Consider the following 14,252-nt stretch of genomic DNA (forward strand, 5'->3'; position numbering starts at 1 on the left):
GGATGTTATCATGAATCAAACGCATAGCGAAATATTGCCAAGTGAAGTTTCACATTCCAATATGAAGAGTTACGAGCAGGCACGCTCCGAGTTTTCATGGGACGAAATCGAGAGACATTTTACTTGGTATGAGACGGGCAAAGTAAATATGGCGTATGAAGCTATTGATCGTCATGTAGCAGAGGGGCGAGGAGACAAGGTAGCTCTCCTGTACAGTGACGCCAATCGCGAGGAATCTATTACTTATGCGCAGTTGAAAGAGAAATCCGACAAGTTCGGTAATGTACTCCGCAAATATGGTGTTGGCAAGGGTGATCGGGTATTTATCTTTATGCCGCGCGGCCCTGAGCTCTATGCCGGTTTGCTGGGCATTCTGAAGGTAGGCGCCGTGGTCGGCCCATTGTTCGAGGCGTTTATGGAAACGGCGGTAAAGGACCGTCTGGAGGACAGTGGTGCTGTTGCACTGATTACGACGCCTGCACTGTTGTCACGTGTGAAGCGAGACGAGTTGCCTGAACTGAAACATATTTTTGTTGTTGGCGAGATTGAGGAGGAGGACTCGCGGCTAGTAAGCTACCACGAGGAAGTAGAGGCTGCATCAAGTGAGCTGGAGATTGAATGGCTTGAGCGGGAAGATGGATTGATCATGCACTATACATCAGGCTCTACCGGGAAACCGAAGGGCGTGTATCACGTGCAGAATGCCATGATTCAGCATTATTATACGGGCAAGGTTGTTTTGGATTTAAGGGAAGATGATATATATTGGTGCACGGCGGACCCGGGTTGGGTAACCGGTACGTCCTATGGTATTTTTGCACCGTGGTTGAATGGGGTTACCAATGTCATTCGCGGAGGCCGTTTCAGTCCACAGGATTGGTACAGCACGTTGGTGAACAATAAGGTAACGGTATGGTACAGCGCTCCGACCGCTTTCCGCATGTTGATGGGTGCCGGTTCCGACCTTATCGACCAATATGATTTGAGCCATGTACGGCATATTTTATCTGTTGGTGAGCCGCTTAATCCCGAGGTGGTGCGTTGGGGACACAAGGCTTATAAGCAGCGTATCCATGACACATGGTGGATGACAGAGACGGGCGGACAGCTGATCTGTAATTACCCGGGCATGGCGATCAAGCCAGGATCCATGGGGCGTCCGGTGCCGGGCATTACAGCTAAGATTTTGGACGATCAGGGGAGAGAAGTGCCTCCGTACACGATGGGTAATTTGGCCATCAAGACACCTTGGCCGTCCATGATGAGAAAAATTTGGAACAACGAGGCGAAGTATGAAGAATACTTCCGAATTCCGGGCTGGTACATTTCAGGTGATTCGGCATATATGGATGAAGAAGGATACTTCTGGTTCCAGGGCAGAATAGACGATGTGATTAATTCGTCCGGTGAACGAATCGGACCGTTCGAAGTGGAGAGCAAGTTGGTTGAGCATCCCGCTGTCGCTGAAGCAGGCGTGATCGGTAAGCCTGATGTAACCCGTGGCGAGATCATAAAGGCCTTTATCTCCTTACGTGAGGGGTATACACCTACTCAGGAGCTCAAGGATGAAATCTACCGTTTCGTAAAGGAAGGACTTTCCGCTCATGCCGCACCTCGTGAAATTGAGTTTAAGGATAAACTTCCGAAGACGCGCTCTGGTAAGATCATGCGCCGCGTATTGAAAGCGTGGGAACTGGATCTTCCGACAGGCGATTTGTCCACGATTGAAGATTAAACCGTGATCAAGAACAGACTGACAATGGAGATGGTGACCACCATTTCCATTGTCAGTCTTTTTTTTTAGAGAAAGTTTAAACTTCCGAGGTTAACCTTCTTATCTTGCAAGATGCAGTCTGTCCTCATGGAATATACGTAGAAGTATCTGCTTTACCTAAAAAATAAAGCCAGCCCTTCTAACAGATGATCTCTGTAGAGGGGCTGGCTTTTTAGTATACCAATCTATTTTTTCTCAAAATATACGGCCGGTGAAGCTGCAGATTCACCGATTGGATTTACGGCAGTTACTCTAAAGGTACCGCCGATTGGGTTACCCGAGGAGTAGTAGAACTCCGTGCTCTTACTTGAGCCAAGAAGCTGGTAATTGCCATCACTGTTCGGACTGATGTAGATGTTGTAGACCATTACTTCTTCCTCTGGAGCATTGCCGCTCCAGGTGGCCTGGAAGCCCTCAGGGGTAGCCCCAAGGGTCGGCTGACCTGGTGCAGACGGTACGGTAGTAGCGCCTTCATTCCCAAGTTCCAGGTCGTCATTGGGATCTCCCTCTGTGATGCCGTCATCAGGATTATCGATGTCGTCATCCGGATTCGTGTCGTTATCGCCTGGAACTTCGAATCCAGGTGCTGTACCGCCCACAATAGCGCTTGGTTCAGATGTTTTGCCGGCTACGTCAACGGCAACAACGTAATAGGAAGTAAACATTCCGTCAGCTCCAAGTCCCGAGAAGACAAGGCTCTCGTCGCCGAGCACCACCTGCCCTTGATGTGTAAACGGACTGCCGTTAACGGACTTAAAGAGCCGGTATCCGACAACATCAGGAGATCCACTGGCATTAAAGCTGATGGAGCCGCTGCCCATCGAATAATGTACGTTTTTCGGTGGGGTAGGGGCTTTGCCGTCATCTGTTCTAGGGTCAACCTTGCTTGGCATCCCTTTCTTCGCGTCCTGGGGAAGATAAGACTCCAGCGATCTCTTTTCACCTTTCATGACCTTCAAGGCGTTCTGCAGTTCTACAATCAGCTCATCAAGGGGCTTCTCACGCTTGATTACGATTTGTTCTCTCAACATATCCAAAGGCGTCGCTTCCTGTGGAATATAATTTACACCCCGATAGGTGATGTATTTCGCTTTTGCGATACCGTCATCGCTTTCGGTAGGCACAAACTTCACATTAAACAGATCCGTTACGAATCTGTCCGTTAAGGCCGTCGGCAGCTTGCCGCTGTAAGCTGAAACTGTCTTGGACGTTATGCCTTCAGGTTTCTCGAACGTTTTGGTCGGGAACAGCTCCGGTTTCACGTCCGTTACTTCGTTCATGATTCTGGCCCAAATGGCCTGGGCGTGCTTGCGCTGGTCTCCGACGAGCGTATTTTTTTGTTCCTTATATCCAACCCATACGCCAAGCGTAACGTCAGGCGAGTATCCCATGAACCAGACATCCCCGTAGTTCTGGGTGGATCCGGTTTTACCAACAACCGGAACCTCATTAAATTTCTTGTACGTGTCTCTGACCTTGCTGCCTGTTCCGTTCGTAATGACGGTACGAAGCATATCCGTCATGAGATACGCGGTTTGTTCAGAGAATACCTGCTCCGGCTTTACTTCGTGTTTATAGACAATATTGCCTTTGGAATCCACGATTTTCTCAATCATGAAGGCGTCCGTGAATTTGCCTTGGTTGCCGATGGCACTGTATGCATTAGTGAGTTCTTCCACTGTCACCCCGTAATGCAGCCCCCCCAGTACACCGGTGGAAGCATTATAATCGTCTTCCTCCAAGGTAGTGATACCCAGCTTCTTGGAAAACTCCCAAGCCTTCTCGATGCCAACCGTGTTGTTAAACAACTTGAGCGCCACCGTATTGGTTGAATTGTTCAGTGCCTGTCTTGCCGTCATCAATCCCCTATACCCGCTGTACGAGTTTTTAGGAATATGGAACACTTTGCTGTAGTCCTTTAAGATGATCGGTGAATCGTCCACCACGCTGGCAGGCTGAATCGCCCCCGAATCGAGTGCCGGTAAATAGGCGGCAATAGGTTTCATGGCAGATCCAGGTTGTCGTTTCATTTGCGTAGCGTAGTTCATTTGTTCTGTGTTAAAATCCCTGCCCTCAATCATCCCGAGAATGGCGCCGGTTTTGTTGTCGATCATCATCGCGGCGGTTTGCTCCATTCCTTTTTCCGCGCTGTCAGGCACGTAGTTGCTGTCATTCTCTGCGATGGATCGCATGGTCTTGTATAATGTCCGGTCGATGGTGGTGTAAACACGGTAACCGCCGGTGCTGAGCTGAGCTCGGGATGCATCCATCAGATCGGAGTTCGCTTGCGTGCCTTTTGCGTTCTCTTCGGCTTCCTCGCTCAGCTTCATCAGGATATTCGATGCTTGGCGCTCTACTTCCATCATGAGATAAGGATAAGTCACATAGGCCTTCTGCGTGCGAGGAGCAAGCGATTTTTTGATATCGAATGCCTGGGCCTCTTCATACTCAGTTTGCGTTATTTTACCTTCTTCCAGCATGCTTCCCAGTACGCGGTGCTGGCGGTTTATTGCACGGTTGAATGATTTCTCGTCAAATTCCCCCTTGCCGTTAAAGGCAGAGTAGGAGGACGGTAGCTGCGGAAGACCTGCCAAATATGCAGCTTGAGCCACATTCAGATCATTCAGATTGTTAATGTTAAATATACCTTTTGCCGCAGCCTTGATCCCGAACAGTTGGTATCCGCTGGAACCGTTACCGTAAGGAACCTTGTTCAAATAGGCTGTTAAAATTTGGTCTTTACTCAAAAAGCGTTCCATCCGCATGGCCAGCAGCATTTCTTTGACCTTGCGGTTATCGGTTTTGTCGCGACTTAAAAAAGTGAGCCTGGCCAGCTGTTGCGTCAACGTGCTGCCGCCGGTTTGAACCGACTCGTTCAGCACGCGTTCCTTAACGGCGCGAGCGGTACCTTTTATGTCAACACCCTTATGTGTATAAAAACGGTTATCTTCTATGGATACGACGGCATCCTTCACAAGCTGGGGAATATCCTTGAATTCCACAGGTCGTCTGTCTTCTTCGGTTCTAAGCTGCCCGATCGGTGAGCCATCTGCGAAGTAGGCGAAGCCCGTTATAGCATTATCGTTCACCGTATTCTCGATGAGAGCCCTGGATCTTACCGGCTCATTCTCAACAATAGAGGTTACGTAGCCACCTATGGCTCCTCCGGCGAACAAAACGCCCATCAGACCTACCACAAAGAGCCATCCGATGACGGATCCGAGTACCCGCAGAAAGGACCGTTTACGCGGTTTCTTCTGTTTTTCAGGCTCTTGTTTTTTCTCCTCAACCATGAATGTATACTCCTCCTTTTAACGCACCTATTATAGCATAAATCGAAGGTTTTGAATCATGTGTCCCTACATAGCGTGTCCTTTTTTGAGGAAGATTGACTTTTTCGGGAAGCATATGATACAAATAATGCAAAGTTCATATCGTGAAAAGCTTTGAAGGACCCCAGTAGAAGGCGGAGCCTTTCGTTTCCAGAGAGTCGGTGGGTGGTGCAAACCGATAACGAGCCCCTTTGAATTACCGTCCGGAGCTGACCGGGGGAAACAGAGTCGTGCACCAGTACGGCTGTTACAGTAGTCCGGTTCCGGGATGACAACCCGTTATGGCAATGAAGTGAAAATCCGTTCCTGAGGCAACGGATTTTAATTAGGGTGGTAACGCGAGCGCTCCTACTCGTCCCTTGGGATGAGTAGGAGCTTTTTTGCGTTCAAATTTAGAGGGAGGTGTATGGAAACATGAAATGGGATGTGTTATCGAATGTCCAGCAGCAGGAGGTGGAACGCCAGATGGAGGTGATCTCCCGTGGAGCGGTGGAGATCATTCCGGAAGAAGAGATGAGGCAGAAGGTGATGACATCGGTCGTAACCGGCGAGCCGCTGCGCGTGAAGCTGGGAATGGACCCGTCAGCGCCCGATCTTCACGTCGGGCATACCGTCGTGCTGCAGAAGCTGCGTCAGTTCCAGGAACTCGGACATGAAGTACAGCTCATCATCGGGGACTTTACTGGCAGGATCGGAGATCCGACAGGCAAATCCGAGACGCGCAAGCAATTGTCAGAAGAGGATGTGAGGCGTCATGCGGAAACGTACAGGAAACAAATATACAAAGTATTGGATCCAGAAAAAACGAAGGTATACTACAACTCCGAGTGGCTTGCGCCGATGACTTTTGCTGAAGTGGTCGGCTTATCGGCAAAGGTTACGGTGGCACGGATGCTGGAGCGCGATGATTTTACTAAACGTTACCAGGGCGGGCTTCCGATCAGCATCCACGAGTTCTTTTACCCGTTGATGCAGGGTATGGATTCTGTAGCGCTTAAGACCGATGTCGAGCTTGGGGGAACGGACCAGAAGTTTAACCTGCTGATGGGGCGGACCCTGCAGAAGGAGTATGGCACAGAGCCTCAGGTTGCGATCACGATGCCGCTTATCGAAGGACTTGACGGTATACAGAAGATGAGTAAGAGCTTGGGGAATTACATCGGTATCGATGAAGAGCCAAATGAGATTTACGGTAAATCCATGTCCGTTCCGGACGAACTTATGCTTAAGCACTTCGGCTTGGCCACCGATATGGCAGGTGAGGAGGTAACCAGACTGGAGAAGGGGCTTCGGGACGGAAGCGTTCATCCCCGGGATGCCAAGATGAGTCTCTCGCACACTCTCGTTCGGATGTATCATGGGAGGGAGGCTGCGGATGCCGCACAGCAGCATTTTGTGACCGTGTTCCAGCAGAAGGCACTTCCTGAAGACATTGAGGATTATATTGTACCCGAAGGAGAACTGGAGGAAGGAAAGATTACGCTTATCAAAATGCTGACACTGCTCGGTTTTGCCGCTTCCAATGGTGAGGCCAGACGCAGTATCCAGCAGGGGGCTGTAAAATGGAATGGAGAAAAGTGCAGCGACACCCACGGTGAAATCGCTCCTCAAGACGGGGATGTGGTTCAAGTAGGCAAGCGTAAATTTGCCAGATTGAAGTTTTCTTAAGATGATTGAACTTGCGGAGGATTCATTTCGATAATAAAAAAACCTGAAGGCCAAGGCCTTCAGGTTTTTTGGGTTCCGAGTTAATCTTAACGGTTGTAGAATTCGACGATTTGTTTCTCATCGATATCTTGGGAAAGTTCGGAACGTTCTGGAAGACGGATGTATTTCCCTTCCATTGCTGCTTCATCAAACTCAAGGTAAGCTGGAAGATGTACGCGGTTAGCCAAAGCTTCCTTGATGGAAGAGAGGCTACGGCTTCTTTCACGAAGACCGATTACATCGCCAGTGCTTACAGCGTAAGAAGCGATATCGACTTTCTTGCCGTTCACAGTCACGTGACCGTGAGCTACCAATTGACGAGCACCCGCACGGGAGTTGCTGAAGCCAAGACGGTAAACCAGGTTGTCCAGACGGCTCTCAAGCAGGAACATAAAGTTCTCACCAGCGATACCTTTCATGCCAGTTGCTTTGTTAAACAAGGTTTTAAATTGCTTCTCGCCCAAGCCGTACATGTGACGCAGCTTTTGCTTTTCTTGAAGCTGCATACCGTAGTTGCTAATTTTTCTCCGTTGGTTAGGACCATGCTGACCTGGAGGGAAAGGGCGTTTAGCCAATTCTTTACCTGTACCGCTCAGGGAGATTCCCAGACGACGGCTTAATTTAAATTTAGGACCGGTGTAACGTGCCATGTTATATAGACTCCTTTTTAATTAAAGTTTCATTAGGGCTCTATTTGCGCCGTATTTGTTTGCTCTAGCCGTAATCTCCGGAAGATCTGCCAGGAAAGTTCAGCCGCTGTCCTGGCAGTAACAAATAACGTGAGGGTGACACAACCCGCCCAAATTCATGGAATGCATTGCATTCTTACTCAACAATAAATATTATATGAAGTAATGATATAAAGTCAAGTTCAACCTGCAACTTACTATAACTTGGTTTTTGTCTAATTTTGTCGATAGGACCACAGACCTAAAAATATTGTGAAAAACGCATAAATTTTAATGCAAAAATGGGTAGAAAAGAGTAAGATGATATTGGATTAAGTAGTCTCATTTATCTAGTTACATATCGTAACATCTTTTGTGTTTATCATGACCCTCCCAATATGTTGAACAGCTGGGTTACCGTTATTAAATGCGGCAGCCAAATGGATCCTTACATTATGAATCCCGAACGCCAGTCTTGGATAGGCCTTTTATAATGGTGCAAAGGAGCGCCCAATATGTCAGAAGATCAACGGAAAGCGTATGAAAGCTCTCCCGGTTCTGCAGTTATGTTTAATGATGCTGGGCCAATTCCTGGAAATGGGCCTCGTTTTTGGCTTCAGAGCTTGGATATTACACCTCATGATTTCCCTTATATTCAGCCTCTCATATCAGACAGCTATCTGGAGTGGCTAAGAGAAAGCGCAGGCACACAGGCGATGAAGAAATTCAGCTGGGCCCTTCTTTCTCATGAGGGAGCTTGGCTGACAGGGGCGTCCGAAATAACGCAATACCTTAACGCAAGTGAAGATGAGACATTATCGCTTACTTTAAACTCCAAAGAAGCCGCCCAAGGGATGGGAAAGGGTTCTTTGGAGGGAAGCGTGCTGTGCGCTGTCCCGCTCTTCACTCGCATTCATGGCGATGTATTTGCGGTGATGGTCAGTGTTTCCTCGCTTGAGATGGAGCCGGAACAGTCACTTATGCTGACAGAAACTCATGCGTTATTGTTTCGTTCCTGCTTCTATCGGAAGTTGGAATACGTATTTGCCGATGATCTGGAGAAAGTCCACAACCAAGCTGAGCGTGAGGTGCACAGGCGTTCCATCATGTTTCAGTATGTAAAGCGGATGCATGTGCAGATTAATGTGGACAATGTGCTGGTGGAGGCTATCGACAGTGTTCTGGCACTGTATCCCAAGGCCAAAGTTGAATTGTTTATGTCTCAGGACCATGAGAGCGGACATCCGCTGGTGCGTCCCCTGCTGCTTCATCATTGGCAGAGAGAGGTTTATGTCCGCACATTTATGGAGGGTACCCTCACGATTGATGAACATAAGGAACCCGATTCGATCGTGGAAATCGGGATTCCCATGGGAGGCAAGCAGGGCGTTTATGGCGTGCTCCATGTGGAAGTGGACAAGTCTGAGCTGCCCGATATGGATCTGGAATTGCTCTCTATGATGGCCGATGCTGCGGGCACCGCGTTTGAGAATGCCAAATTGTACGAGCAGTCCAACCTGATGATTCATGAGCTCCGTATGATTAATGAACTGACACAGCGGTTGAACAAAAGCTTGCATTTGGCGGAGATATTTCAATTTGCCAACCATGAGCTGCTAAAGATTCTTGAGGCCGATTACTGCTGCATTTTGATTTATAACGAGGAGCTTGGCGGTCTTGAAGTGGTATCCTGCAACGCCGAATGGCTTGCCAAGGAGGTCTTTGAGAAGGATTATGGTTTGGGCGGCCTAGTCTACCATTCGAAGGAACCGCTCATCCTGTCAGACTATAACGAAGAACGTCCGGCGGAATCCCGGCTAATGGAGAGCACTCATTCCAGCTCGATGATTGCTACTCCGCTTACCGTAAACGGTGAGGTGCGGGGGGTTGTCCTTCTCACCCATGCGAAGCGGCATTATTTTTCGTATGACAGCTATCGGTTGCTTCAAGCTTTGACAAGCCATATTGGTCTGGCTATCGGCAATGCCTTCCTGCATGCGGAAGTGAGAAGAATGGCGAACCGGGATATGCTGACTGAACTGTATGCGAGACATTATCTTGATGAAATGATCCATGAATGTCAGACTCGTGATTTTTGCGGTTCTCTCATTGTTGTGGATATCGATGCATTCAAGCAGGTTAATGATACGTTCGGTCACCAGCGGGGGGACAAAATTCTGAAGCAGGTCAGCAGTATCGTGAAGACAACGATTCGCCATAGCGATATTCCGGCCCGCTGGGGAGGCGAGGAGCTTGCCGTGTATTTGCCGGGACTCGGCATTCAGCAGGCGATGCAGGTCGCCGAACGGATTCGCATAAGGGTATCGGAAGAGACCGACCCGCGCGTAACGGTGTCCTGCGGAATTTCCGAATGGAACTGGACCAATGACAAGATCAGCGTGGAGTCCCTCTTTTATCGAGCGGATATGGCTCTTTACGAAGCGAAGAATGGTGGCCGCAACCGGATTGTCGTGGAGAGGGCCGAGGCTGAAATCGGATTAGATTAAAAACCCTGCAGCTATTTAGTGGCTGCAGGGTTTTTTCTGTCATCTGCATAATGTCATGGACCGCGGATAGCCTAAGAGAAAGATCAATGAGGGGCTGAAGATTATGAGAATAAGAAGATCACGGAGCGTCATCGGAATGGTTTTGTTTGTCTTTTGCTTAACCGGATGTGCCTGGCAAGATCAATTGTCTGCCGAAGAGTCGTTTAACCGCGCCCTGTCGGGGCTGTCTGGCGTTGATAATTTCTCTTTTCGGGGAGAAGCGGCGATTCGGAGCGGAGAAAACGGACCGTTTCAGCAAAGTTTGGCATTTGAAGGCAATCTGCAGCATCATACGGATCTGACACTATCCTCAAGGAACAAGGGCACAACCATACGTAATGATAAGGATAAGGTATATGCCGATTCGGTATATCAAGCGGATGGACTTACCGTGTCCCTGAAGCGCAAGGAGGGCAAGTGGAGCACACTCTCATCAGGACATGTCGAGGAAATGTGGATAACCCGCTTGAATCCATTAGAATTACTGGAATATATCGGGAATTCGGAGAAGACGGTGACTCAGGAACTGGGGGCGGCAAGAGGAACCAAGGTACTGCGCATCGAGCTGTCACCCGAAGCGGCAGCCCAAATGGTATATGGATCGCTGGATGAGCAGATGAAGACGCTGGCGGAACGGATCGAACGCAAAGGGGATCCGCTGTACAGTGAAGATCCGAAGGTACGCAAACGACTGAAGGCCGTGTGGGAGCGGGACTATAATGAAATGAAGAGCATGTTGAGCAAGGCGGACACGGTTTCGGTTTCTCATGTAACGATTAATCAAAAAAAACAGCTTCCTACCAAACTGACTATGGAACGAACGTTGTTTTTTGTTGATGAACAAGGCAAAACCCGCACGGAAACGCTGCTGTCCGATGTTACATTTACTGGTTATTGAAGGGATTGCCATGAAAATTTTTTTAACGATGAACGCTGACTTAAGGCTGTTCGCATGCTACAATAATGAATAAATTTACCGCTGTTCAATTCATAACGTAGGGAACAGTCATCATAAGGAGGATATGACATATGCGTGATCCCAGAATTCAAAAATTGGCTCAAAATCTCGTGAACTATTCGGTAGATATGCAGCCGGGCGAAAATGTGCTCATCGAAATGATTGGATCGGAGCGCGATCTGCTGAATGCCATCATTGAGGAGGTTTCGAATCAAGGTGGCCGCCCGTTCGTGCAATTGACAGATCGCACGGTTCAACGTGCCATGCTGAAGAACGCAAATAAGGAGCAGCTTGAGCTGTGGGCTGAGCTGGATCTTGAGCGCATGAAGAAAATGGATTGTTACATCGGTATCCGCGCAGGCGAGAACGTCAACGATATGGCTGACGTGCCTGAGGAAAACATGAAGCTGTATAATGCACTTTATTCGCACCCCGTACATAGCGAAGAGCGCGTCAAGCGTACGAAGTGGGTGGTTCTCCGCTATCCGAACGCCAGCATGGCGCAGCTTGCCAACACCAGCACCGAGGCGTTTGAGGATTTCTACTTCGATGTGTGCAATCTGGATTACTCCAAAATGGACCGCGCCCAGGATCCTTTGGCCGAGCTGATGAGAAAGACCGACAAGGTTCGCATCGTTGGACCGGGAACGGATCTCAGCTTCTCGATCAAAAACATTGGTGCAGAGAAATGCTCCGGTCAGAAGAACATTCCGGATGGCGAGGTATATACAGCGCCTGTTCGTGATTCAGTTAACGGTACAATCTCTTACAATACACCGACTCTCTACAATGGCGTAACCTTCGAGAATATTAAATTCCGCTTTGAAAACGGAAAAATTGTTGAAGCAACCGGCAGCGACACCAAACGTTTGAACGAGATTTTGGATGCGGATGAAGGTGCAAGATATATCGGCGAATTTGCCATCGGCTTCAACCCATACATTTTGACACCGATGAAAGATATTCTGTTTGATGAGAAAATCGCCGGAAGCCTGCATTTTACGCCAGGTCAAGCATATGATGTAACAGACAACGGCAATCGTTCCTCGATTCACTGGGATCTCGTTTTGATCCAGCGTCCGGAGTACGGCGGCGGGGAAATCTACTTTGATGATCGCTTGATTCGCAAGGATGGTATATTTGTTATTCCAGAACTAGCAGCGTTAAATCCGGAAAATCTTAAATAGATTGGAAAAAATGTTGCATAAGAAAACGGATTCAATGTATCATGAAGGTGCAGTGATGAGCTTTATTCAGATCCTAAAGTTACGGAGGGATTCGTATGTCCAATAACAATCAATCTATCGTAGAAATTTCGCAAACCGCTAGCCAGTTCTCATCCTCCATCGTTTTGCAGGCAGAGAACAAGTACATTGATGTTAAGAGCATCTTGGGTCTGTTCACAACGCTTGTCAACAGCCAAAGCTATGAACTGCATGTTCATGGACCTGATGCTGATGCAGCTAAAAAAGCAATGATCGACGTATTCACCAAGCATGGTTTGAATGTATCCGTCGTGGCTGAATAACAGTCGCCCAAAACACCCCTCCATAGAATGGAAGGGTGTTTTTTCGTAGAGAAAGGGTCTATTTTGTTCAGGTCCTTGTATTGAGAAACGATTTCGACTAATATTAAAGGTAGTAACTGTGCTGTGATTTTTGACATAGGGGGGAAGATCATGACTTCATCTGATTTACAGGAACAGCTGAATTTAAAAGCGATCAGTCTTCTTCATGAAGATGCAGATAAAATCCTAAAGCTTATTGAAGTACAGATGGAGAATCTGGCGACCCGTTATTGCCCTCTCTATGAGGAAGTGCTGGATACCCAAATGTACGGTTTTTCAAAAGAGGTTGATTTCGCGGTGCGGGCCGGGCTTCTTCCGGAAAGTACGGGAAAGCAGCTGATCAGCAAGCTTGAACGCAATCTGGCGGTCCTGTACGAAGCCATGAATCAATCCAAATAGCCTGTATTCGTACAGGCGCATACATAGAGAAACGCATGTCGCACTCAGGCGGCATGCGTTTTTTTCTTGTGAATTATCGCACACGATGTAGGCAACTGTGTGGGCTTCCCCTTCCTTACATTACATTTAGACGAGGAAGAACGAGACGCCTAGTATGACGTACACGGCGAGCAGCAGAAGGCCTTCATACCAGTTGGAGGCACCGTCTTGCGTAATGGATCTGGCAATGAATACGGCGACACCGATAGCAACCAGCTCCAGCGTGGTAAACACAATATCCATCGTATCCCCAAGGAAGAAGCTGATGAACACGAGCACGGGAGCAACAAACAGGGCAATCTGCAGGCTGCTGCCAACGGCAATTTCAACGGCTGCGCCGATTTTGTTCTTCATGGCGAGCATAATGGCTGCACTGTGCTCGGCTGCGTTACCGATAATCGCTACAAGGAATGCACCGATAAACAGTTCGCTAAGGCCATACTCGTGGCTGATAGGCTCAAGCACCCCCACAAGCCATTCACTGACAAACGCAACCATCACCGTAGCGACAACGAGGTACAGTATTGAGCGTTTCTTGGACCAGACGGGACCGTGCTCGTGCGGCAGCGCATCCTGATCGTTATCGTCGCTGACATCCGCCAAATAGTTCTTGTGGGTGATCATCGAGAACCCCAGCCATGCGATGTAGGCTACGATCAGAATTCCCGCCACAATGAGGCTGAGCGTCTTGGTCTCACTCTCCGTAATGGAGTGGGTATTCAGAAAGACAGCAGGGATAAACAGGGCGATAATCGCCAGCGTCATCAGGGATCCGTTCAGACCTGCCAGCGTCACGTTGTATTTTTGGATTTTAAATTTGAGGCCCCCGGCAAACAGGCTAAGTCCGAGGACGAGCAGCAGGTTGCCGATAATGGAGCCGGTGATGCTTGCTTTCACCATATCGTACAAGCCTTCCTTGATCAGCAGGATGGCAATGATCAGCTCCGCCGCGTTACCGAAGGTGGCGTTCAGGAATCCCCCGAGCCGTTGACCGGCGTAATGCGCAACGCTTTCGGTTGCTTTGCCAAGGAAACCGGCGACAAAAATAACTGAGATGGCAGACAGAATGAATTGGAGTGTGAAGTTCCAATTCGCAAAATGCCCCAGCGCACTAAGCAAAAAAGTGAAGATGAGCAGCGCGGGGTTTAGCCATTTTTTCATAATCGACACCTACCTTATGATTTATGTATTGATGAGTTCTTGCGAGCGGAAACGACGATTCTCGTATCGCTTTTTACAATATACCCAAATTTTTCGGAAAA

At 48.6% G+C, this 14,252-nt stretch carries 10 protein-coding genes and 1 other annotated feature; of the genes, 7 read left to right on the top strand and 3 right to left on the bottom strand.

The window, feature by feature from the left end; all coding sequences use genetic code 11:
- Positions 1 to 10 precede the first annotated feature (10 nt).
- Positions 11 to 1,735, top strand: coding sequence for an acetate--CoA ligase (gene acsA, locus NYE54_RS11065; RefSeq protein WP_076320707.1), 1,725 nt, complete (start codon positions 11 to 13; stop codon positions 1,733 to 1,735).
- Positions 1,736 to 1,959: 224 nt separating this feature from the next.
- Here acsA and NYE54_RS11070 read toward each other — a convergent pair whose 3' ends face one another.
- Complete coding sequence (locus tag NYE54_RS11070) at positions 1,960 to 5,067, bottom strand: transglycosylase domain-containing protein (protein ID WP_339271994.1); 3,108 nt, start codon at positions 5,065 to 5,067, stop codon at positions 1,960 to 1,962.
- Positions 5,068 to 5,211: 144 nt separating this feature from the next.
- Positions 5,212 to 5,469 (top strand) — a binding site (T-box leader).
- A gap of 51 nt (positions 5,470 to 5,520) precedes the next feature.
- Between NYE54_RS11070 and tyrS the strand changes: the two genes are divergently transcribed.
- Positions 5,521 to 6,774 (top strand): tyrosine--tRNA ligase, encoded by a 1,254-nt coding sequence (gene tyrS / locus NYE54_RS11075; protein ID WP_339271995.1) that lies wholly within the window; start codon positions 5,521 to 5,523, stop codon positions 6,772 to 6,774.
- A gap of 86 nt (positions 6,775 to 6,860) precedes the next feature.
- Here tyrS and rpsD read toward each other — a convergent pair whose 3' ends face one another.
- Entirely contained in the window at positions 6,861 to 7,463 is a 603-nt protein-coding gene (gene rpsD, locus NYE54_RS11080) for a 30S ribosomal protein S4 (RefSeq protein WP_076320710.1), read from the bottom strand.
- Between the two features lie 533 nt (positions 7,464 to 7,996).
- On the opposite strand from rpsD, the gene NYE54_RS11085 reads away from it, so the two are divergent.
- The 5 genes from NYE54_RS11085 to NYE54_RS11105 all read left to right on the top strand — a co-directional run bounded on the left by NYE54_RS11085 (position 7,997) and on the right by NYE54_RS11105 (position 12,951).
- A complete protein-coding gene (locus NYE54_RS11085; protein WP_339271996.1) occupies positions 7,997 to 9,988 on the top strand; it encodes a sensor domain-containing diguanylate cyclase in 1,992 nt (663 codons plus the stop codon).
- Between the two features lie 103 nt (positions 9,989 to 10,091).
- Positions 10,092 to 10,925: a hypothetical protein gene (locus tag NYE54_RS11090; protein ID WP_083659562.1), complete on the top strand. Its 834-nt coding sequence runs from the start codon at positions 10,092 to 10,094 to the stop codon at positions 10,923 to 10,925.
- A gap of 131 nt (positions 10,926 to 11,056) precedes the next feature.
- Positions 11,057 to 12,172: an aminopeptidase gene (locus tag NYE54_RS11095; RefSeq protein ID WP_339271997.1), complete on the top strand. Its 1,116-nt coding sequence runs from the start codon at positions 11,057 to 11,059 to the stop codon at positions 12,170 to 12,172.
- Between the two features lie 95 nt (positions 12,173 to 12,267).
- Positions 12,268 to 12,513 carry an HPr family phosphocarrier protein gene (locus NYE54_RS11100; protein WP_071223684.1) on the top strand — a complete coding sequence of 82 codons (246 nt, stop codon included), beginning with the start codon at positions 12,268 to 12,270 and terminating at the stop codon, positions 12,511 to 12,513.
- 150 nt (positions 12,514 to 12,663) lie between these two features.
- Positions 12,664 to 12,951 (top strand): YlaN family protein, encoded by a 288-nt coding sequence (locus NYE54_RS11105; protein WP_009589686.1) that lies wholly within the window; start codon positions 12,664 to 12,666, stop codon positions 12,949 to 12,951.
- A gap of 126 nt (positions 12,952 to 13,077) precedes the next feature.
- Here NYE54_RS11105 and cax read toward each other — a convergent pair whose 3' ends face one another.
- On the bottom strand, positions 13,078 to 14,151 hold the full coding sequence (gene cax, locus NYE54_RS11110) for a calcium/proton exchanger (RefSeq protein ID WP_339271998.1): 1,074 nt from the start codon (positions 14,149 to 14,151) through the stop codon (positions 13,078 to 13,080).
- Between the last annotated feature and the right edge of the window lie 101 nt (positions 14,152 to 14,252).

The organism is Paenibacillus sp. FSL K6-1330 (assembly GCF_037976825.1).
Taxonomy (GTDB): Bacteria; Bacillota; Bacilli; order Paenibacillales; family Paenibacillaceae; genus Paenibacillus_AQ.